A 19,136-nucleotide genomic window follows, 5' to 3' on the forward strand; every position below is an offset into this window, starting at 1 on the left:
TGAACAGCCGGTAGTCTGGCAAGTTACAGGCCAGCCTTTCAACAAAAGCCCAGCCTTTTGTTTACGCTGGACGAGGCCCGTACGGGCGCCTCGCTCAGAGCCTAGCACTTAGCCTTGCAACGCACTGAGCGTCAGGTCCAGGCAGTGCCGCGCCTTGGTCACCAGTTCATCGATCTCGGCCTTGCTGATCACCAGCGGCGGCGCAATGATCATGGTGTCACCCACGGCGCGCATGATCAGCCCGTTATCAAAACAGAACTGCCGGCAGATCATGCCCACGCCCCTGCCTTCGTAGCGCTTGCGCGTGGCCTTGTCCTGAACCAGTTCAATCGCCCCCAGCAAGCCGACACCGCGTACCTCACCCACCAGCGGATGATCGTTCAGTTCCCGCAGGCGCTGTTGCAAATAGGGTGCCGTTTCGCCATGAACACGCTCGACGATCTTTTCGTCGCGCAGAATGCGGATGTTTTCCAAGGCCACCGCAGCGGCTACCGGGTGACCGGAATAGGTAAACCCGTGGTTGAAGTCGCCGCCTTCGTTGAGCACAGCCACGACATCGTCGCGCACGATCAGGCCGCCCATGGGGATGTAACCGGAGGTCAGGCCCTTGGCGATGGTCATCATGTGGGGTTTCAACCCGTAATGATCGGTACCGAACCACTCACCGGTGCGACCGAAACCACAGATCACTTCATCGGCCACGAACAGGATGTCGTACTTGGCGAGGATTTCCTTCATGCGCGGCCAGTAGCTGTCCGGCGGCACGATGACTCCGCCCGCGCCCTGGATCGGCTCGGCGATGAAGGCACCGACATTGTCCACGCCGATTTCCAGGATCTTTTCTTCCAGCTGGTTGGCCGCCCATACGCCGAACTCTTCCGGGCTCATGTCGCCGCCCTCGCCGAACCAGTACGGTTGGGCGATGTGGACAATGCCGGGGATCGGCAGGTCGCCCTGCTCGTGCATGTACGTCATGCCGCCCAGGCTCGCGCCGGCCACGGTCGAACCGTGATAACCGTTCTTGCGGCTGATGATGACTTTTTTGTTCGGCTGGCCCTTGATCGCCCAGTAGTGGCGGACCATGCGCAGCATGGTGTCGTTGCCTTCGGAGCCGGAGCCGGTGAAGAACACGTGGTTCATGCCTTCAGGGGCGATGTCGGCGATGGCTTTGGACAATTCCAGCACCGGCGGGTGAGCGGTCTGGAAGAACAGATTGTAGTACGGCAGCTCGCGCATCTGCTGACTGGCGGCGTCGGCCAGTTCGTCGCGGCCGTAGCCGACGGCCACGCACCAGAGGCCGGCCATGCCATCGAGGATCTTGTTGCCTTCACTGTCCCACAGGTAAACGCCCTTGGCGTGGGTGATGATGCGCGGGCCTTTCTCTTTGAGCTGCTTGAAGTCGCTGAATGGCGCCAGGTGGTGATCGTTGCTCAGGGCCTGCCATTTACGGGTTTGCGGATTGTTGCCGGTCATGCGAATTCTCCTTGTAGATCGGTGGGGACGGAACTGCCTGAAGCAGTCCCGCCCGGCGCTTCAGACGGCAAAGAGCAGGAATTCCCGCTCCCACGAACTGATGACGCGCTTGAAGTTTTCATGCTCGGCCCGCTTGACCGCGACGTAGCCTGTGATGAATTTCTTGCCCAGGTATTTCTCGATGGTGGCGCTGTTTTCCATGCGCTCGAGGGCATCTTCGATGGTCAGTGGCAGGCGCAGGTTGCGACGTTCATACCCTCGCCCCACCACCGGCGCGCTCGGGTTGATGCCTTCGACCATGCCGATGTAGCCGCACAACAGGCTGGCGGCGATCGCCAAGTACGGGTTGGCGTCGGCGCCCGGCAAACGGTTTTCCACCCGACGGTTCTGCGGCCCGGCTTCCGGCACGCGCAGGCCCACGGTGCGGTTCTCTTCACCCCATTCCACGTTCACCGGCGCCGACGTATCCGGCAGGAAGCGGCGGAACGAGTTCACGTTAGGGGCAAACAGCGGCAGCAGCTCGGGGATGAACTTCTGCAGACCTCCAATGTGATTCAGGAACAGCGTGCTCATGGTCCCGTCTTCATTGGAAAAGACGTTCTTGCCGGTGTCTTTGTCGATGATGCTCTGGTGCAGATGCATCGCACTGCCGGGCTCGCCGGTCATGGGCTTGGCCATGAAAGTGGCGGCAACGTTGTGCTTGAGCGCCGCCTCGCGCATGGTGCGCTTGAACACCAGGATCTGGTCGGCCAGGGACAAGGCGTCGCCGTGACGGAAATTGATCTCCATCTGCGCCGTGCCGTCCTCATGGATCAGCGTGTCGAGGTCCAGCTCCTGCAGTTCGCACCAGTCGTAGACATCTTCGAACAACGGGTCGAATTCGTTGGCCGCTTCGATCGAGAACGACTGACGGCCGGTTTCCGGGCGACCGGAGCGGCCAATGGGCGGCTGCAACGGGAAGTCCGGGTCGTCGCTGCGCTTGGTCAGGTAGAACTCCATTTCCGGCGCGACGATCGGCTGCCAGCCCTTGTCGGCATAGAGCTTGAGCACTTTCTTGAGCACGTTGCGCGGCGACAGTTCGATGGGATTGCCATGCTTGTCGTAGGAGTCGTGGATAACCTGGGCGGTGGGCTCGATGGCCCAGGGCACAAGGAACACTGCGTTTTCGTCCGGGCGGCACATCATGTCGATGTCGGCAGGGTCGAGCAGTTCGTAATAGATGTCGTCTTCGACATAGTCGCCCGTAACGGTCTGGAGCAGAACGCTCTCGGGCAGGCGCATGCCTTTTTCGGCAATGAACTTGTTGGTCGGCGAAATCTTGCCCCGGGTGATGCCGGTCAGGTCGCCAATCATGCATTCGACTTCTGTGATCTTATGGTCTTTCAACCAATCGGTGAGCTGGTCGAGGTTGTTACTCATAAATGCCTCTAGGCGTGAGTTTCCTGGCTGCTATTTAGTAGTCAGGCGTTGTTTGACGCATCGGCGTCGCGTTGTGTTGCCCTTGCCCGGCAGGCATCGCCAAATGCCTGGAAAATCGCAAGGTAGTACGGGTTGGAGCTTACCTCCCATTCAGGGTGCCATTGCACACCTAAAGCAAAAGCCTTGCCTCCTGGCACCGAAACAGCCTCGATCAGGCCATCCGGCGCCACCGCTTCGGCCTGCAACCCAGGTGCCAGACGCTCGATACCCTGGCTATGGATCGAATTGACCTGAATCGCCAGCGGCAGCCCCAGCCCTGCCAGAATACCGCCAGGCTGGATATGCACGGCGTGGGCAGGACCGTATTGGACATCCACCGCTTGAGTGTCGTCTTCACGATGATCGATGAACGTTCCGACTTCATGAACTTTCTGATGCAGGCTGCCGCCAAAGGCTACGTTCATCTCCTGGAACCCACGGCAGATACCCAGCACCGGGATGCCGGCCGCTACAGCGGCGCGGATCAACGGCAGGGTGGTGGCATCCCGTGCAGGATCATGAGCAGTGCCCGGCGCGCTGGCGGGGCCCTGATAGTGAAAAGGTTCTACATTAGAAGGAGAGCCGGTAAAAAGAATGCCGTCCAGGGCGTCCAGAATATCGGACGGCGGGAACAGATCCGCCAGGGACGGAATCAGCACTGGCAAGCCCTTGGCGGCTGTCGCGACAGCCCGGGAATATTTATCGCCACTGACGTGATACGCATGCAGACCCATCTGCCTGGAGCAGGTGGTGACGCCGATTAACGGCAGGCGAGACATGAAGCACCCCGGTATTATTGCTGTTATGGGTTTGAATCGAGCTTAGCCTTGTTCATTTTTTTACACAACACCCCCGTAAAAAATACAACACGGCCCGCTCAAGCCTGCGGGCGCCATCTCCTCCAAAGGGAAAAAAACGCCCCAAATTGCCTCAAAAAAGCCCCGCAGGTGCTTTTTTAGAGCAAAAAAGGCCCAGCTTGACTTCGGCATGCCGTTCGGGTTGACTGGGTTTAGAAGAGATCAATGATTGATATTTTTAACAACAAAGGTGTTGCATCATGTCGGTACCCCCGCGTGCCGTTCAGCTTAACGAAGCGAACGCGTTCCTTAAGGAACATCCTGAGGTTCTGTACGTTGACCTTCTGATTGCGGATATGAATGGTGTGGTGCGCGGCAAGCGCATTGAACGCACCAGCCTCCACAAGGTTTACGAGAAAGGCATCAACCTGCCGGCCTCTTTATTTGCCCTGGATATCAACGGCTCCACGGTGGAAAGCACCGGCCTGGGCCTGGACATCGGCGACGCTGACCGGATCTGTTATCCAATCCCTGACACCCTGTGCAACGAGCCCTGGCAGAAGCGCCCTACCGCGCAACTGTTAATGACCATGCACGAACTTGAAGGTGACCCTTTCTTCGCCGACCCTCGCGAAGTCCTGCGCCAGGTCGTGACCAAGTTCGATGAGCTGGGCCTGACCATCTGCGCGGCATTCGAGCTGGAGTTCTACCTGATCGACCAGGAGAACGTGAATGGACGCCCACAACCGCCCCGCTCGCCGATCTCCGGCAAACGCCCGCACTCGACACAGGTCTACCTGATCGACGACCTCGACGAATACGTCGATTGCCTCCAGGACATTCTGGAGGGAGCCAAGGAGCAAGGCATTCCCGCCGATGCCATCGTCAAGGAAAGTGCCCCGGCGCAGTTCGAAGTGAACCTGCACCACGTGGCCGACCCGATCAAGGCCTGCGACTACGCGGTACTGCTCAAGCGCCTGATCAAGAACATCGCCTACGACCATGAAATGGACACCACCTTCATGGCCAAGCCGTATCCGGGCCAGGCGGGCAATGGCCTGCACGTCCACATTTCGATCCTGGATAAAGATGGCAAGAATATTTTTGCCAGCGAGGATCCCGAGCAGAACGCCGCACTGCGTCACGCGATCGGCGGTGTGCTCGAGACCCTGCCGGCGCAGATGGCTTTCCTCTGCCCGAACGTGAACTCCTACCGTCGCTTCGGCGCACAGTTCTACGTGCCGAACTCGCCAACCTGGGGCCTGGACAACCGCACCGTGGCCCTGCGCGTACCCACCGGCTCCGCCGATGCGGTGCGTCTGGAACACCGCGTGGCCGGCGCCGACGCCAACCCGTATCTGCTGATGGCCGCCGTACTGGCTGGCGTGCACCATGGCCTGGTCAACAAGATCGAGCCCGGTGCGCCGGTGGAAGGCAACAGCTACGAGCAGAACGAGCAAAGCCTGCCGAACAACCTGCGCGATGCCCTGCGCGAGCTGGACGACAGCGAAGTCATGGCCAAGTACATCGATCCGAAATACATCGATATCTTCGTGGCCTGCAAGGAAAGCGAGCTGGAGGAGTTCGAACACTCCATCTCCGACCTTGAGTACAACTGGTACCTGCATACCGTGTAAGCGGGTTGCAGTAAAAAACGCCGCAGGCCTTCGAGGCTGCGGCGTTTTTTTATGCCTTGGGGTGGATGGCCGCCTTCGGCGGATCGCGAGCAGGCTCGCTCCCACAGGGAACAGTGGTGAGCATGATTAACTGACCACCAAAGATCCAATGTGGGAGCGAGCCTGCTCGCGATGACGGCCTTGAAGACAACACTGAACCCGGCTCGTACAATGCCCGGCAGCCCCGCAGGAGATACCGATGACGCGCACCGCCACCCCTCGCAAGCCTCGCGCCCGCAGCCAGGCCCGGATCGACTCGATTCTCGATGCCGCCCGCACGCTGCTTGCTGCCGAAGGCGTGGCCAGCCTGTCGATCTACAGCGTCGCCGAACGCGCCGGGATTCCGCCCTCCTCGGTGTATCACTTCTTCGCCAGCGTCCCGGCCCTGCTGCAAGGGCTGACCGCCGACGTCCACGCGGCCTTTCGCGCCTGCCTGCAAGTGCCGATCGATCATGCGCGACTGAACCACTGGCACGACCTGTCGCGGCAGGTGGAGCAACGCATGCTGACCATCTACAGCCAGGACGCCGCCGCCCGCCAACTGATCCTGGCCCAACATGGCCTGACTGAAGTCATCCAGGCCGACCGTCAGCACGATCTCGAACTCGGCGAATTGTTGCACAAGCTCTTCGCTCGCCATTTCGAACTGCCGGCACTGCCCCATGACGTTGATGTGTTCGCCCTGGCCATGGAACTGGGCGACCGCGTCTACGCGCGCTCGGTGCAGCAACACGGCCAGATCACCCCGCGCATGGCCGAAGAAGGCATGCGGGTGTTCGATGCTTACCTGGGGTTGTATCTGCCGCCGTATTTGCCCAAGCGTGATGCCCCCTGAAACATCGCTCACAACTTGGCGATAGACACCTCCGTGGATTTGACGAAGGCGATCACTTCGCTGCCGATCGCCAGCTCCAGCTCCTTGACGGAACGAGTGGTGATGACCGAGGTGACAATACCCGAGGCAGTCTGTACGTCGATTTCCGACAGCACGTCGCCCTCGACGATTTCCTTGATGGTGCCTTTGAACTGGTTGCGTACGTTGATGGCTTTGATAGTCATGGTGTCGATTCCTGTCTGGATGAAGTTATTGCGCCCAACGCAGTTGCGTAGGCAAGGGTGAAATCGGTTCGGGCTCCGGCGGTTGGCCGGGCAAGGACAGCACGCGGTTGAGAACTTCGGTTTCCAGGCTCGCCAGCCGATGAGAGCCGCGAGCCCGTGGGCGTGGCAGGTCGATGGCCAAGTCGAGGCCGATCCGGCCGTCCTCGATCAGGATCACCCGGTCGGCGATGGCCACCGCCTCGCTGACGTCATGGGTCACCAGCAGCACGGTGAAGCCGTGTTGCTGCCACAGGCGCTCGATCAATTGCTGCATCTCGATCCGGGTCAGGGCGTCCAGCGCCCCCAAGGGTTCGTCGAGCAGCAACAGGCGTGGCTGATGAATCAGCGCGCGGGCCAGGGCCACCCGTTGTTTCTGTCCGCCAGACAGCGCCGCCGGCCACTCATGAGCGCGGTCGGCCAAACCGACGGCTTCCAGTGCTTGCAACGCCTGCGGGCGCCAGTTGCCCTTTAGCCCGAGGCCAACGTTGTCGATGATTTTTTTCCAGGGCAGCAAACGCGCCTCCTGGAACATCAACCGCGTGTCCTGTTGTGCGGCACTCAACGGTGCCGAACCCGCCAGTAATTGGCCGTCGGTGGGTTGATCGAGGCCAGCCAGCAAGCGCAGCAAAGTACTTTTGCCGCAGCCGCTGCGCCCGACCACTGCCACGAACTGCCCGGCCGGTATATGCAGGTCGATGTCACGCAGCACCTGGCGCGAACCGAAGTTTTTTTGCAATTTGCGCACGGCCAGCGGGATACCGCGCAGCAAGCGTGGAGGTTGTTGGGCGGTCATGCGGGACCTCCCTTGCTCACTTGATACGCCGGGTGCCAGCGCAGCCAGACCCGCTCAAGCCCGCGGGCGGCAAGGTCGGCCAGTTTGCCGAGCACGGCGTACAGAAGAATCGCCAGGACCACCACGTCGGTCTGCAGGAATTCCCGGGCATTCATCGCCAGATAACCGATGCCGGCACTGGCTGAAATGGTTTCCGCCACGATCAGCGTCAGCCACATGAAGCCCAACGCAAAGCGCACGCCCACCAGGATCGAAGGCAAGGCGCCGGGCAGGATCACTTGGCGAAACAGGCTGAAGCCGGACAAGCCGTAGCTGCGCGACATTTCCACCAGCGCCGGATCGACGTTACGAATCCCGTGGTAGGTGTTGAGGTAGATGGGGAACAGCGTGCCCAGCGCCACCAGGAAAATTTTCGCTGACTCATCGATGCCGAACCACAGGATCACCAGCGGAATCAGCGCCAGGTGCGGCACGTTACGCACCATCTGCACCGAGCTGTCCAACAGTCGCTCGCCCCATGTCGACAAACCGGTGATGAAACCCAGGGTCAGGCCGATGCCGCCGCCGATCAGGAAGCCCACCGCTGCGCGCCAACCGCTGATGGCCAAGTGCGTCCAGATTTCGCCGCTGCGCACCAGGTTGACCCCGGCTTCGATGACGGCCACGGGGGCCGGCAGGATCCGCGTGGACAACCAGCCTGCCGATACCGACAGTTGCCACACCGCCAGCGACAGCAGCGGCACCGCCCAGGGCGCCAGGTTGTGGATAATTTTCTTCATGGCCGCCTCAGCTCTGGGACGCGGCTTTGGGAAGAATGTCGTTGGCGACCATTTCACCAAACGGGCTCACATAGCCCTGGCTCTTCGGCAACTCCGGGCGCTCCACGTCCAGGTGTGGGAACAGCAGTTCCGCCACGCGATAGGACTCTTCCAGGTGTGGATAACCGGAGAAGATAAAGGTGTCGATACCAAGGTCGGCGTACTCCTTGACCCGGGCCGCCACGGTCGGGCCATCGCCCACCAACGCCGTTCCGGCGCCGCCGCGCACCAGGCCGACACCGGCCCACAGGTTGGGGCTGACTTCCAACTTGTCGCGTCGGCCGCCATGCAACGCGGCCATACGTTGCTGGCCCACCGAATCGAAACGCGCCAGGGAGGCCTGCGCACGGGCAATGGTGTCGTCGTCCAGGTGGGAGATCAGCCGGTCGGCCGCTCGCCAGGCTTCGGCGTTGGTTTCACGCACGATCACATGCAGGCGGATGCCGAAGCGCACGGTACGGCCAAGCTTCGCGGCCTTGGCCCGCACTTGTTCGATTTTTTGCGCGACGGCTGCGGGCGACTCACCCCAGGTCAGCACCATTTCCACCTGTTCGGCCGCAAGATCCTGGGCAGCTTCCGACGAGCCGCCGAAATACAGCGGCGGACGCGGTTGCTGAATCGGCGGATAGAGCAGCTTGGCGCCCTTCACACTGATGTGCTCACCGTCATAATCCACGGTTTCGCCTTCCAGCACCCGGCGCCAGATGCGGGTGAATTCCACCGACGCCTGGTAGCGTTGCTCGTGGTCCAGGAACAGGCCGTCGCCAGCCAGTTCGTCCGGGTCGCCGCCGGTCACCAGGTTGAACAGCGCACGTCCACCGGACAACCGGTCGAGCGTCGCGGCCTGGCGCGCCGCCACCGTCGGGGAAATGATCCCGGGGCGCAGGGCGACGAGGAACTTCAGGCGCTGGGTCACCGGAATCAACGAAGCGGCCACTAGCCAGGAGTCCTCGCAGGAACGTCCGGTAGGAATCAGCACACCGCCGAAACCCAGTCGATCCGCCGCCTGGGCTACCTGCTGCAGGTAGCCGTGATCGACGGCGCGGGCGCCTTCAGCAGTGCCAAGGTAATGGCCATCGCCGTGGGTGGGCAGGAACCAGAAAATATTGAGGCTCATGGAGTGTTCTCCTAAGGGATCGAATTACTGCGCTTTCGCAACGGCCGCCGGCGGCGTCCAGATCACGTCCTTGATGCTCAAGGGTTTGGGGATCAATTTGAGCTGGTAGAAGCGGTCAGCGATTTTCTGCTGCGCCGCCACCACTTCCGGCGTGAGGAACAACGCCCCGTAGCCTTGGCGTTTCACCGCCGTCAGGGTGATGTCCGCCGGCAGGCCGAGCAGCGGCGCTACCTGCTGGGTCACCTCTTCAGGGTTGGCCTTGGACCACTCCCCCACCGCGCGCACTTCTTCCACCAGCGTCGTGATGACCTGGGGATTTTTTTGCGCATAGGGTTTGGTGGCGAGGTAGAACTGGTGGTTATCGACGATGCCTTTGCCGTCACGCAGGGTGCGTGCCTGCAACTGTTGCTCAGCGGCCGCCTGATACGGATCCCAGATCACCCAGGCGTCCACGCTGCTACGTTCGAACGCCGCACGGGCATCGGCCGGTGGTAGGAAAACGGTCTGGATATCGGCGTACTTGAGGCCTGCATCTTCGAGTGCCCGGACCAGCAGGTAGTGGACGTTGGAGCCTTTGTTCAGCGCGACTTTCTTGCCCTTGAGGTCCTGCACCGACTGGATGGGCGAGCCCTTGGGCACCAGGATCGCCTCGCTGTCAGGCGCGGGCGGCTCGTAAGCAACATAAAGCAGGTCAGCGCCGGCCGCCTGGGCGAATACCGGAGGGGTTTCGCCGGTCACACCAAAATCGATGGAGCCGACGTTCAAGCCTTCAAGCAGTTGGGGGCCGCCGGGAAACTCGGTCCATTGCACGTCCACGCCCTGGGCGGCGAGGCGCTTTTCCAAAGTACCCTTGGCCTTGAGCAGCACCAACGTGCCGTATTTTTGGTAACCGATCCGAAGGGTCTCGGCTTGAGCCTGGGTGATGGCGCCGAAGGACACAGCCGCAGCAAACAGAGCGACCAGCCCGCGACGCAAAATGACAGTGCGCATGGCGCCTCTCCTTTTGCTGTGGGGTTTTGGCTGCACCTGCTTGGCCGTTGGCGGCTGAGTAAGGTGGAGTTGAATCAGTGATGTATCGGGTCAGATGCTCCAGCGAGCACTCAATAGGCGTTCATTCAATACGCTGGGGTCCAGCGGCTTTGGCCGACGAGCCATGGCGCTGTAGAACTGCTCCAGCGCTTCGCTCAGGCGCGCTTGCAGGGCCGGGGCCAACTGCGCCTGGGCACTGCCTTCGCCATAAGCGATCTGGCTGTCTTCGGCGAAAATCCCATGGAGCATTTCCTGGGCCTTGAGCGCCGACAGCACCGGCTTGAGGGCGTAATCCACCGCCAGCATATGGGCGATGCTGCCGCCCGTGGCCATGGGCAATACCACCTTATGGGCCAGGGCACGTTCCGGCAGAAGGTCCAGCACTGTCTTCAATGCACCGGAAAAAGACGCCTTGTAGACCGGCGTGGCGATCAACAGCCCGTCGGCGTTTTCGATCTGGGCGAGCAGGTCCACCACCTTGGGGCTGCCGAAGCGGGCATGGAGCAAATCCTCGGCGGGAAAATCCCGCACCTGATAGCTCACCACTTCCACCCCCTGTTGCTGCAACCAACGTTGTGAGCGCTCCAACAGCACTCCTGAACGGGAGCGCTGGCTAGGACTGCCGCCGAGCGAGACAACCAACATACCAACCATTCCTTAACTGTCACGTGCGATGCGCAGTGGGCGATCTCGCGGGATGGAGCAAACCATAACAGCCGGTTTATATATCCTTAAATCATATTTTTTCATTTGTTTATTCGATAAAGAGATATAAACATCAAGACGTAAAAAAGGCCGTCGGAACGGCCAAAACCCTTAGTGCACAGAGATCCTCTTTGTGGGAGCGAGCCTGCTCGCGATGGCGGCCGGCGGCGATGTCGACTGATAGACCACTATCGCGAGCAGGCTCGCTCCCACAGGTTTAGGTTTTGCGTCAGCGATTGGGCTGCGGAGTGAGGCGCAGGTAAGGTTTTACCGCGCGGTAACCCTTGGGAAAGCGCTGTTTGATTTCGTCCTCATCCTTGAGCGACGGCACGATCACCACTTCATCGCCGTCCTGCCAGTTGGCCGGTGTGGCCACCTTGTAGTTGTCGGTCAGTTGCAATGAGTCGATCACCCGCAGGATCTCGTTGAAATTGCGCCCGGTGCTGGCCGGATACGTGATAGTCAGGCGGATTTTCTTGTTCGGATCGATCACGAACAGGGAGCGCACGGTCAGCGTGTCACTGGCGTTGGGGTGGATCAGGTCATACAGGTCTGACACCTTGCGGTCGGCGTCGGCCAGGATCGGGAAATTGACCACCGCATTCTGAGTTTCGTTGATGTCCTCGATCCACTTGTGGTGCGAGTCCACCGGGTCTACCGAGAGAGCAATGGCCTTGACTCCACGTTTGGCGAACTCGTCCTTGAGCTTGGCGGTCAGGCCCAGTTCGGTGGTGCACACCGGTGTGAAATCCGCCGGATGGGAAAACAGCACTCCCCAGCTATCGCCGAGCCACTCGTGGAAGCGAATCTTGCCGGCGCTGGAATCCTGTTCGAAATCGGGGGCGATGTCGCCGAGTCTGAGGCTCATGGTGCGGCTCCTGATGGTTTTTGTGAGTCCAAACTGTGCACCGGTTTTGATTGCTTTAAAAAGAATCAATATCCATTTATCTAGATCAATAGCGAATATAAAAAACTGTTCACTGGCGGCTTCGGGCCTAGCCGCTCATGATTATTTCCGAGGTTTCGAGAAGGCCTCGAGTTGCTGAAAGAGGAGAAGGTTCGGAGAAGGCTACAGGGGTGGGCCTGATCCGAAGACGCAAAGGCCCCGCCCGGCGTATAGCCGGGCGGGGCTTTTTTTGTTTTGTACCCACACTGCGGAAATTATTGACGCGATTTCAGGACGAGCGGCTAGGATAGGCAGATGAACACTCAAGCCTTGCTGACTCATCTGCAAAACCATCTCCCGGGACTGCTGGCAGTTTACCTGTTCGGTAGCCATGCACAGGGCACCGCCGGGCCTGACAGTGATGTCGATATTGCTGTGCTTTTGTCCGGCGAAGTCGATCCTGTGTCGTTATGGCAGCTTTCAGGTGACTTGGCGGATATCGCGGGCAGTCCGGTGGATCTGATTGATTTACGCGGGGCAACAACCGTCATGCAATACCAGATCGTGACCCGAGGCCAGAGGCTCTGGGCCAGAGACGTACAGGCGGGGTTGTTCGAGTGTTTTATTCTCAGCGAAAAAACCGCTCTCGATGAGGCTCGGGCGGGATTGCTCAAGGATATTCAGGAAGAAGGCAGCGTGTATGGCCGATGACGTACTGATCAATAAAGCAGCGAGTATCGAGCGTTGCGTCGCCAGGGTACGGGAGGAGTACGAGAAAGATCCCGCTACGTTTGCCACCGATTTCACTCGCCAGGATTCGGCAGTCCTGAACATCCAGCGTGCGTGCGAAGCGGCACTGGATATGGGACAGCATTTGATTCGACGTGAGCGATTGGGTGTCCCGCAAAGTGCCCGCGATACATTCGAGTTGCTTTTTCAAGGAGGCTGGGTGGAAGAAGGTCTGGTGAAAAACCTGAAGAACATGGTGGGTTTCAGGAATATCGCCGTGCATGACTACCAAGCCCTGCAATTGCCGATCATGGTTGCGATCATTACCGGACATCTGGACGATTTTCTGGCATTCAGTGCGTTCATCCTGCGTAAAGATGCGACGGAGTCTGCACGATAGCGAAGGGACCGCTTAAAAATCCTCCCGCCTCCCCAGAAACGCAAAAGCCCCGCCCGGCGTGCTGCCGGGCGGGGCTTCTTTACTTCGCTACGTCTTACATGAAGTTGTAAGTGTAGTTGAAGATCACGCGAGTCTGATCCTGATCATCGCCAACACCGCTGCTGCGGTAGGAGCCGTGACGCACGGTGGTACCGAAGCCTTTCAACGCGCCCTGCTGGATGACGTAATCCACCCGCATGTCGCGTTCCCACTCGGAGTAATCGCTTGCGCCGCTGACGGTTTTAACGTCATCACCACGCAGGTAGGAAACCGAGGCTTTCAGGCCTGGGACGCCCAAGGAAGCGAAGTCGTAGGAGTATTGGCCGAAAGTAGTGTTTTCACCTGCACGGACAAAACCGTTGATCATGCTGTCGGTGAACAGGTAGAAGCTCGCACCACCGGCACCTTCGAGGCGACCGTTGCCATCAACTACGTTGTTCTGGTTCAGGTAGACAAAACCGCCGTCATCGCCGACTTGCTGGTGACCCAACAGGAAGGCACTGCCACCGAGGGTGTAAGTGAACATCGCGCTCCAGGTCTTGTTATCGACCTCGCCCGGCGTCTTGGCGTAACCGTTGTTGTTGTTGAATTGATAGCCCGCATCGCCGTTACGACCATCCGAACTGCTGTCGAAATAGCGCAGGTCGGTCTTGAAGGATTGACCTTCACTGATCGGGAAAACGTGTACCGCGCCCAGGAAGTGCTGCTTGTAGTAATCCTGCAGGTTGGCGTAGTAGTACTGCAGCGTCAGGTCTTTGGTGACCTTCCAGTCAGCACCGGCGTAACGGAACTGGTTGCTTTCCTCGGTACCGCCCGCCACTGCCAGACCAGTGCTGTTGCTCGATGCACGACCTGTGGCGTGTTCCAGCTGACCAGCGTTGAAAGTAACGTTGTCGATTTCCTTGGAGGTGATGGTGCCACCTTCAAAGGTCTGTGGCAGCAGACGGCTGTCGTTGGCAACCAGGATCGGCAGGTTTGGTGCCAGGGCGCCACCCACGTGTGCTTCGGTCTTGGAGAAAAGCGCCTTTACGTTGCCGGACAAACGGCTCCACTCATGTACAGCCGAACCATCAGTATCGGCTGGCATGTAGGAGCCGGCGTTACGACCTCTCCCCCCATCGAGACGAATACCAACCAGTGCCTGAGCGTCGATACCAAAACCAACCACGCCTTGCGTGAAGCCAGACTTGTAGTCGAACTTGAGGCCAGTGCCCGTTTCGCGCAGGTCCTCACCGCCTTCACGGTTATCGTTATTGAAATACAACGTACGAGAACTGACAGACGCCTTGCTGTCCTCGATAAAACCCGCGGCGCCTGCCTGCTGCGCCAGAACCCCAACGGCCACAGCCAGGGCCAAGGTGGACTTGTTCATGCTTCGCTCCTCTCGTTTTCTAATTCTTGTGTGTCTTTGGTTCCGGGTCGAACGCCCGGAATCCGCGGATGCGTGATTAGCGCCAGACCGTGACTGGCAAGTCAATCGTAAGCATTTGTGATTACGACCATCGTCTAACCCCGCGACACCGGCCCGCAGAATAATGGTTTGTTTATAAATCTAAAAAGAATTGTTTCATAAGTTTTCAGCTCATTTGGAAATATCACCGCCATCAAAGCGTCATCCAACCGTGACATGGCATATCGGCCAGTCTGTGAATTACTGAATATTTTTATTGATAGCGATTCTGCACTGTGGCGATCGTGGGAAACGCAGCCGGCTTCCATGCATTCCAAGTGCAGCACTCATGGACAAAACAGCGTAGCTGCGATCTTGATGGATTCCAGCCTGACGGATCATTGTCTGGAATCAAGAAGGTCGCAGCTACGCGGTTCACTCCGATGTGCGGCTCCCCCCAGGCAGGACGCCTAGAGGGCTTTTTCGAAGATTTTCGAGTTGCGCTGATAGTTGTACAGCGATGCCCGCGCCGCTGGCAGGCGCTCGACACTGCTGGGCTCAAAGCCCCGCTCGCGGAACCAATGGGCCGTACGGGTGGTGAGTACGAAGAGCGTCTTGAGCCCTTTGGCCCGAGCCCGGGTTTCGATCCGCTCCAGCAGCTCATCGCCACGACCGCCGTGGCGGTATTCCGGATTCACCGCCAGGCACGCCAGCTCCCCGGCATCCGAATCGGCGATCTGGTAAAGCGCCGCGCAGGCGATGATCATGCCTTCGCGCTCGACCACACTGAATTGCTCAATCTCACGCTCCAGCACTTCGCGGGAACGACGCACCAGAATCCCCTGTTCTTCCAGCGGGCTGATCAGGTCCAGCAAACCGCCAACATCCTCGATGGCCGCTTCGCGCACCACCTCGAATTGTTCCTGGGCCACCAGCGTGCCGCTGCCATCACGGGTGAACAGTTCGGCCAGCAACGCACCGTCTTCGACGTAGCTGACAATATGACTGCGCGCCACACCACCGCGACAGGCCTGGGCCGCCGCATCCAGCAGCTCGGCCTGATAGTCGCTGCCCAGTCGTTGCATGTGGGCAGGGACCTGTTGCGGGCGCAACTCGCGCACTAAACGACCGTCTTCGCCGATCAGCCCCTGCTCGGCACCGAACAGCAGCAGTTTGTCGGCTGCCAGGTCGATGGCCGCCCGGGTCGCGACGTCTTCGCAGGCGAGGTTGAAAATCTCCCCGGTCGGCGAATAGCCCAATGGTGACAGCAGGACGATGGAGCGTTCGTCCAGCAGGCGATTGATGCCCTTGCGATCGACCCGACGGACTTCGCCGGTGTGGTGATAATCCACGCCTTCCAGTACGCCGATGGGCCGTGCCGTCACCAGGTTGCCGCTGGCGACCCGCAGGCGCGAACCCTGCATCGGCGAGGACGCCATGTCCATCGACAGGCGCGCTTCAATGGCGATGCGTAGCTGGCCGACAGCGTCGATCACGCACTCCAGGGTTGCAGCGTCGGTGATGCGCATACCGTGGTGGTAATGGGGCGTCAGGCCCCGCGCGGCGAGGCGGGTTTCGATCTGTGGACGCGAACCATGAACCAGCACCAGACGCACGCCAAGGCTGTGCAGCAACACCAGGTCGTGGACGATGTTGCCGAAGTTCGGATGTTCCACACCATCGCCGGGCAGCATGACGATGAAGGTGCAATCGCGGTGGGCGTTGATGTAGGGCGAAGCGTGACGAAGCCAATTGACGTATTCGGGCATGAACCTGGGCCTGTAAATAAATAGCAGCCGAAAAAAGACGAAACGGAACGCACAGCGGGCTGATGGTTATCGTCGGAACAGGCTTGGCGACACGCGCGCTCTCCTCATGAATACGGGCCCGGATGTGGGCAATTTAGCCGGCCGTGGCCGGTGTCAGGCAGTAATGTTCGATCAGTTGCCGCAATAGCTGCACGGTAGGTTGCAAACGTGACATTTCAAGGTACTCGCCCGGTTGGTGGGCACAGGCGATATCGCCGGGGCCAAGTACCAGGGTTTCGCAGCCAAGACGCTGAAGATAAGGCGCTTCGGTGCCAAACGCCACTGCTTCGGCACGATGGCCGGTGAGTCGCTCGGCCACTCGCACCAGTTCGCAGTCTTCGGCCTGCTCGAAGGGGGGCACTTCGGGGAACAGCGGTGCGTAGTCGATCTTGACTTTATGGCGCTCGGCGATGGGATTGAGCTTCTGCTGGATCGCCGCCCGCAAGACATTCGGGTCCATGCCGGGCAATGGCCGCAGGTCGAACTCCATGGAGCACTGGCCGCAAATCCGGTTGGGGTTGTCGCCACCGTGGATGCAGCCGAAATTCAGGGTGGGCTGTGGCACGGTGAATTGCGGGTTACGAAATTCGCGCTGCCATTGCAGGCGCAGGCCACGCAACTCGCCCATGGCGTCGTGCATCGCTTCAAGGGCGCTGTGACCCAGGCTCGGGTCGGAGGAATGACCGCTGCGCCCGAGAATGTCGATGCGCTCCATCATGATGCCTTTGTGCATCCGAATCGGCTTGAGGCCGGTCGGCTCGCCGATCACCGCCGCACGCCCCAACGGCCTTCCGGCATCGGCCAGGGCACGGGCGCCGGCCATGGAGCTTTCTTCGTCGCAAGTGGCCAGGATCAGCAAGGGCTGCTTGAACGGTTGCTCCAGCAAGGGCTTGACCGCTTCGATGGCCAGGGCGAAAAAACCCTTCATGTCGCAACTGCCCAGGCCAACCCAACGGCCATCGACCTCGGTGAGCTTCAGCGGATCGGTCTGCCACAACTGGCCGTCGAACGGCACCGTGTCGCTGTGCCCGGCCAGTACCAGGCCTCCGGGACCGCTGCCGAAACTGGCCAGCAAATTGAACTTGCCGGGGCTGACCTGCTGGATATCGCAGGAGAACCCCAGATCGGCGAGCCAGCCCGCCAACAGCTCGATCACGGCGCTGTTGGACTGGTCCAGCCCAGGTTGGGTACAACTGACCGAAGGCGCGGCGATCAGGGCAGCGAACTGATCTTTCAGGGTGGGCAAAGGCATCGCTGGCTCCGGACTTACAAATTGATGTCCATCATAGAACCATCTTGCGCGAGTGTCCTGTCTCACCAAAAAGGAACAGTATTGGTGAGACAGGACACTCCCATAAACCGCCGCGGCGCGTAGAACGGATGAGTCCTGTACACTGCACGGCCTTGGCAGCCACACCTTCCCCCGGCTGCGCACCCGATCCCTGGATTTTCCGGCCATGCAGAAAGAAACCGAAATCAAACTCCGCGTCAGCCGCGAGACCCTGGCAGCCTTGCGCGAGCACCCATTGCTCAAGAAACGCAACAAAAGCGGCTGGGAACGCCACGAACTGATGAACCAGTATTTCGACACGCCAGAGCGTGACCTGGCCGGGGCCAAGGTCGCCCTGCGCCTGCGTCGCGACGGCGAAGAGGTGATCCAGACCCTCAAGACTCGCGGCCAGAGCATCGCCGGCCTGTCCGAGCGCAACGAGTACGACTGGCACCTGCCCAAAGCCAAGCTCGACCTGAAGAAACTCGATGGCGAATGCTGGCCAGAGGCGTTGGCCGAACTGGACAAGAAAACCCTCAAGGCCATCTTCACCACCGATTTCGTTCGTGAACGCGCGGAAATCGCCTGGGGCCGCGGCAAAAGCAAAGTGGTCATCGAGGCCGCGCTGGACCTGGGCCACGTCGTGGTCGGCAAGCAGAAGGAAGAAATCTGCGAGCTGGAGCTGGAATTGCGCGAAGGTGAACCCGCTGCCCTGCTGGAACTGGCCGCCGAGCTGGCCGCGACCCTGCCCTTGATGCCGTGTGATATCAGCAAGGCCGAGCGTGGTTATCGCCTGCATGATGCGAACAGCTATGCCCTGAGTCTGCCGGCCCCGCAATTGACCGCCCAGATGCCACTCGATGATGCCTTTGCCGCGCTGAGTTGGCATTTGCTGAGCAGCAGCCAGCGTCTGGCCGAACAGTATCGTTTTAACGGCCACTGGCGCCTGCTGCAGGATTGGGTGGAAAACCTGGCCGAATTGCGCGCCCTGCTCAGCAGCCTCGGCCAGGCCGCACCACGCCAATCGACGCATGATTTGCGCGTCGCCCTGGACGCACTGTTGGAAGACTGGCGCCCGTTGGTCCAGGCCGGCCTGGATGACGAAGACGTGCGCAAGGCCGCGCCGGAACAGTTCCTTGAAGAGCTGCAAGACCCTCGCTGGGGCCAATTCTCCCTCAACACCTCACGCTGGCTGCTGGCCCGCAGTTGGGCCGCCGAGCGCAACACCCGAGGCAATCGCCAGGGTGCCGCCCAACTGGCTAGCTGGCTGCCGCGCCTGCTGGGCGAAGAGTCCTCGTCGCTGCAACTGCAACGCTATCAGCAACAACCGGAAGACCTGGCCGAACAGCTGCCGCGCATTGAACGCATCCAGGCCTGGCTGCACCACGCTCGCCATGTGCTGGAAATCCCGGAAATGGACCGTCTCTACGGTGAGCTGAACAAACTGGCGCAACTGGCCAACGAGCCGATTACCGAAGAAGCCCTGGAGGCGCGCAAGCAACAAGCGATCGCGGTTTATCAGAATCGGGCCTGGAAGACTTTGCTGCGCCTGTAACATCGCCATCGCGAGCAGGCTCGCTCCCACAATGGATCATCGGCGAACAGAGATCCCATGTGGGAGCGATCCTGCTCGCGATGGGGCCAGCACAA

The 19,136-nt window shown here is 60.2% G+C and carries 18 protein-coding genes; 5 read left to right on the forward strand and 13 right to left on the reverse strand.

Going from position 1 to position 19,136, the window contains the following annotated elements; all coding sequences use genetic code 11:
- Positions 1 to 108: 108 nt before the first annotated feature.
- Genes QOM08_RS26740 through QOM08_RS26750 form a run of 3 tightly spaced genes read right to left on the reverse strand, consistent with a single transcriptional unit; the run spans position 109 to position 3,710 of the window.
- The gene (locus QOM08_RS26740) at positions 109 to 1,473 is read right to left on the reverse strand and encodes an aspartate aminotransferase family protein (protein WP_047226055.1); all 1,365 of its coding nucleotides are present in this window, start codon (positions 1,471 to 1,473) and stop codon (positions 109 to 111) included.
- A 60-nt stretch (positions 1,474 to 1,533) separates the two neighbouring features.
- Positions 1,534 to 2,892 (reverse strand): glutamine synthetase family protein, encoded by a 1,359-nt coding sequence (locus QOM08_RS26745; protein ID WP_047226056.1) that lies wholly within the window; start codon positions 2,890 to 2,892, stop codon positions 1,534 to 1,536.
- A gap of 41 nt (positions 2,893 to 2,933) precedes the next feature.
- Positions 2,934 to 3,710, reverse strand: a complete 777-nt coding sequence (locus QOM08_RS26750) for a gamma-glutamyl-gamma-aminobutyrate hydrolase family protein (RefSeq protein WP_076383050.1) — start codon at positions 3,708 to 3,710, stop codon at positions 2,934 to 2,936.
- A gap of 278 nt (positions 3,711 to 3,988) precedes the next feature.
- On the opposite strand from QOM08_RS26750, the gene QOM08_RS26755 reads away from it, so the two are divergent.
- Together QOM08_RS26755 and QOM08_RS26760 are read left to right on the forward strand one after the other, a co-directional pair.
- Positions 3,989 to 5,365, forward strand: coding sequence for a glutamine synthetase family protein (locus tag QOM08_RS26755; protein WP_047226058.1), 1,377 nt, complete (start codon positions 3,989 to 3,991; stop codon positions 5,363 to 5,365).
- Positions 5,366 to 5,603: 238 nt separating this feature from the next.
- Complete coding sequence (locus QOM08_RS26760) at positions 5,604 to 6,239, forward strand: TetR/AcrR family transcriptional regulator (protein ID WP_274091167.1); 636 nt, start codon at positions 5,604 to 5,606, stop codon at positions 6,237 to 6,239.
- 8 nt (positions 6,240 to 6,247) lie between these two features.
- On the opposite strand, the gene QOM08_RS26765 is transcribed toward QOM08_RS26760, so the two are convergent.
- The 7 genes from QOM08_RS26765 to QOM08_RS26795 all read right to left on the reverse strand — a co-directional run bounded on the left by QOM08_RS26765 (position 6,248) and on the right by QOM08_RS26795 (position 11,832).
- Positions 6,248 to 6,463: a molybdopterin-binding protein gene (locus QOM08_RS26765; protein WP_003177394.1), complete on the reverse strand. Its 216-nt coding sequence runs from the start codon at positions 6,461 to 6,463 to the stop codon at positions 6,248 to 6,250.
- Positions 6,464 to 6,488: 25 nt separating this feature from the next.
- Positions 6,489 to 7,295, reverse strand: a complete 807-nt coding sequence (gene ssuB / locus QOM08_RS26770) for an aliphatic sulfonates ABC transporter ATP-binding protein (protein ID WP_107321383.1) — start codon at positions 7,293 to 7,295, stop codon at positions 6,489 to 6,491.
- Positions 7,292 to 8,074: an aliphatic sulfonate ABC transporter permease SsuC gene (gene ssuC / locus QOM08_RS26775; RefSeq protein ID WP_316912320.1), complete on the reverse strand. Its 783-nt coding sequence runs from the start codon at positions 8,072 to 8,074 to the stop codon at positions 7,292 to 7,294. The genes ssuB and ssuC overlap by 4 nt, the downstream gene beginning before the upstream one ends.
- A 7-nt stretch (positions 8,075 to 8,081) precedes the next feature.
- Complete coding sequence (gene ssuD / locus QOM08_RS26780; RefSeq protein WP_047226062.1) at positions 8,082 to 9,230, reverse strand: FMNH2-dependent alkanesulfonate monooxygenase; 1,149 nt, start codon at positions 9,228 to 9,230, stop codon at positions 8,082 to 8,084.
- Between the two features lie 24 nt (positions 9,231 to 9,254).
- Complete coding sequence (locus QOM08_RS26785; protein WP_316912321.1) at positions 9,255 to 10,220, reverse strand: sulfonate ABC transporter substrate-binding protein; 966 nt, start codon at positions 10,218 to 10,220, stop codon at positions 9,255 to 9,257.
- Between the two features lie 90 nt (positions 10,221 to 10,310).
- Entirely contained in the window at positions 10,311 to 10,904 is a 594-nt protein-coding gene (gene ssuE / locus QOM08_RS26790; protein WP_047226064.1) for an NADPH-dependent FMN reductase, read from the reverse strand.
- A 289-nt stretch (positions 10,905 to 11,193) separates the two neighbouring features.
- Entirely contained in the window at positions 11,194 to 11,832 is a 639-nt protein-coding gene (locus QOM08_RS26795; protein WP_047226065.1) for a peroxiredoxin, read from the reverse strand.
- Between the two features lie 333 nt (positions 11,833 to 12,165).
- On the opposite strand from QOM08_RS26795, the gene mntA reads away from it, so the two are divergent.
- Positions 12,166 to 12,561 carry a type VII toxin-antitoxin system MntA family adenylyltransferase antitoxin gene (gene mntA, locus QOM08_RS26800; protein WP_316912322.1) on the forward strand — a complete coding sequence of 132 codons (396 nt, stop codon included), beginning with the start codon at positions 12,166 to 12,168 and terminating at the stop codon, positions 12,559 to 12,561.
- Positions 12,551 to 12,979 carry a type VII toxin-antitoxin system HepT family RNase toxin gene (hepT, locus tag QOM08_RS26805; RefSeq protein ID WP_139048917.1) on the forward strand — a complete coding sequence of 143 codons (429 nt, stop codon included), beginning with the start codon at positions 12,551 to 12,553 and terminating at the stop codon, positions 12,977 to 12,979. The genes mntA and hepT overlap by 11 nt, the downstream gene beginning before the upstream one ends.
- Positions 12,980 to 13,073: 94 nt before the next feature.
- On the opposite strand, the gene QOM08_RS26810 is transcribed toward hepT, so the two are convergent.
- The 3 genes from QOM08_RS26810 to argE form a co-directional block, all read right to left on the reverse strand.
- Positions 13,074 to 14,390 carry an OprD family porin gene (locus QOM08_RS26810; RefSeq protein ID WP_316912323.1) on the reverse strand — a complete coding sequence of 439 codons (1,317 nt, stop codon included), beginning with the start codon at positions 14,388 to 14,390 and terminating at the stop codon, positions 13,074 to 13,076.
- 488 nt (positions 14,391 to 14,878) lie between these two features.
- Positions 14,879 to 16,177, reverse strand: coding sequence for an amino-acid N-acetyltransferase (gene argA, locus QOM08_RS26815; RefSeq protein WP_047226067.1), 1,299 nt, complete (start codon positions 16,175 to 16,177; stop codon positions 14,879 to 14,881).
- 133 nt (positions 16,178 to 16,310) lie between these two features.
- Entirely contained in the window at positions 16,311 to 17,468 is a 1,158-nt protein-coding gene (gene argE, locus QOM08_RS26820) for an acetylornithine deacetylase (protein WP_047226068.1), read from the reverse strand.
- Between the two features lie 205 nt (positions 17,469 to 17,673).
- Here argE and QOM08_RS26825 point away from each other — a divergent pair, with 205 nt between their 5' ends.
- Entirely contained in the window at positions 17,674 to 19,041 is a 1,368-nt protein-coding gene (locus QOM08_RS26825; protein WP_316912324.1) for an inorganic triphosphatase, read from the forward strand.
- The last annotated feature ends 95 nt before the right edge of the window (positions 19,042 to 19,136 follow it).

Origin of the sequence: Pseudomonas sp. P105 (assembly GCF_032614175.1) — a bacterium.
GTDB lineage: Bacteria > Pseudomonadota > Gammaproteobacteria > Pseudomonadales > Pseudomonadaceae > Aquipseudomonas > Aquipseudomonas rhizophila.

What these genes read in the sequence shown, in the direction of transcription:
- QOM08_RS26785 (WP_316912321.1), bottom strand. Translation starts at nt 10,220, where the DNA reads ATGCGCACTGTCATTTTGCGTCGCGGGCTGGTCGCTCTGTTTGCTGCG.
- ssuE (WP_047226064.1), bottom strand. Translation starts at nt 10,904, where the DNA reads ATGTTGGTTGTCTCGCTCGGCGGCAGTCCTAGCCAGCGCTCCCGTTCA.
- QOM08_RS26755 (WP_047226058.1), top strand. Translation starts at nt 3,989, where the DNA reads ATGTCGGTACCCCCGCGTGCCGTTCAGCTTAACGAAGCGAACGCGTTC.
- ssuB (WP_107321383.1), bottom strand. Translation starts at nt 7,295, where the DNA reads ATGACCGCCCAACAACCTCCACGCTTGCTGCGCGGTATCCCGCTGGCC.
- ssuC (WP_316912320.1), bottom strand. Translation starts at nt 8,074, where the DNA reads ATGAAGAAAATTATCCACAACCTGGCGCCCTGGGCGGTGCCGCTGCTG.
- QOM08_RS26765 (WP_003177394.1), bottom strand. Translation starts at nt 6,463, where the DNA reads ATGACTATCAAAGCCATCAACGTACGCAACCAGTTCAAAGGCACCATC.
- ssuD (WP_047226062.1), bottom strand. Translation starts at nt 9,230, where the DNA reads ATGAGCCTCAATATTTTCTGGTTCCTGCCCACCCACGGCGATGGCCAT.
- QOM08_RS26795 (WP_047226065.1), bottom strand. Translation starts at nt 11,832, where the DNA reads ATGAGCCTCAGACTCGGCGACATCGCCCCCGATTTCGAACAGGATTCC.
- hepT (WP_139048917.1), top strand. Translation starts at nt 12,551, where the DNA reads ATGGCCGATGACGTACTGATCAATAAAGCAGCGAGTATCGAGCGTTGC.
- argE (WP_047226068.1), bottom strand. Translation starts at nt 17,468, where the DNA reads ATGCCTTTGCCCACCCTGAAAGATCAGTTCGCTGCCCTGATCGCCGCG.
- QOM08_RS26750 (WP_076383050.1), bottom strand. Translation starts at nt 3,710, where the DNA reads ATGTCTCGCCTGCCGTTAATCGGCGTCACCACCTGCTCCAGGCAGATG.
- QOM08_RS26810 (WP_316912323.1), bottom strand. Translation starts at nt 14,390, where the DNA reads ATGAACAAGTCCACCTTGGCCCTGGCTGTGGCCGTTGGGGTTCTGGCG.
- argA (WP_047226067.1), bottom strand. Translation starts at nt 16,177, where the DNA reads ATGCCCGAATACGTCAATTGGCTTCGTCACGCTTCGCCCTACATCAAC.
- QOM08_RS26740 (WP_047226055.1), bottom strand. Translation starts at nt 1,473, where the DNA reads ATGACCGGCAACAATCCGCAAACCCGTAAATGGCAGGCCCTGAGCAAC.
- QOM08_RS26745 (WP_047226056.1), bottom strand. Translation starts at nt 2,892, where the DNA reads ATGAGTAACAACCTCGACCAGCTCACCGATTGGTTGAAAGACCATAAG.
- QOM08_RS26760 (WP_274091167.1), top strand. Translation starts at nt 5,604, where the DNA reads ATGACGCGCACCGCCACCCCTCGCAAGCCTCGCGCCCGCAGCCAGGCC.
- QOM08_RS26825 (WP_316912324.1), top strand. Translation starts at nt 17,674, where the DNA reads ATGCAGAAAGAAACCGAAATCAAACTCCGCGTCAGCCGCGAGACCCTG.
- mntA (WP_316912322.1), top strand. Translation starts at nt 12,166, where the DNA reads ATGAACACTCAAGCCTTGCTGACTCATCTGCAAAACCATCTCCCGGGA.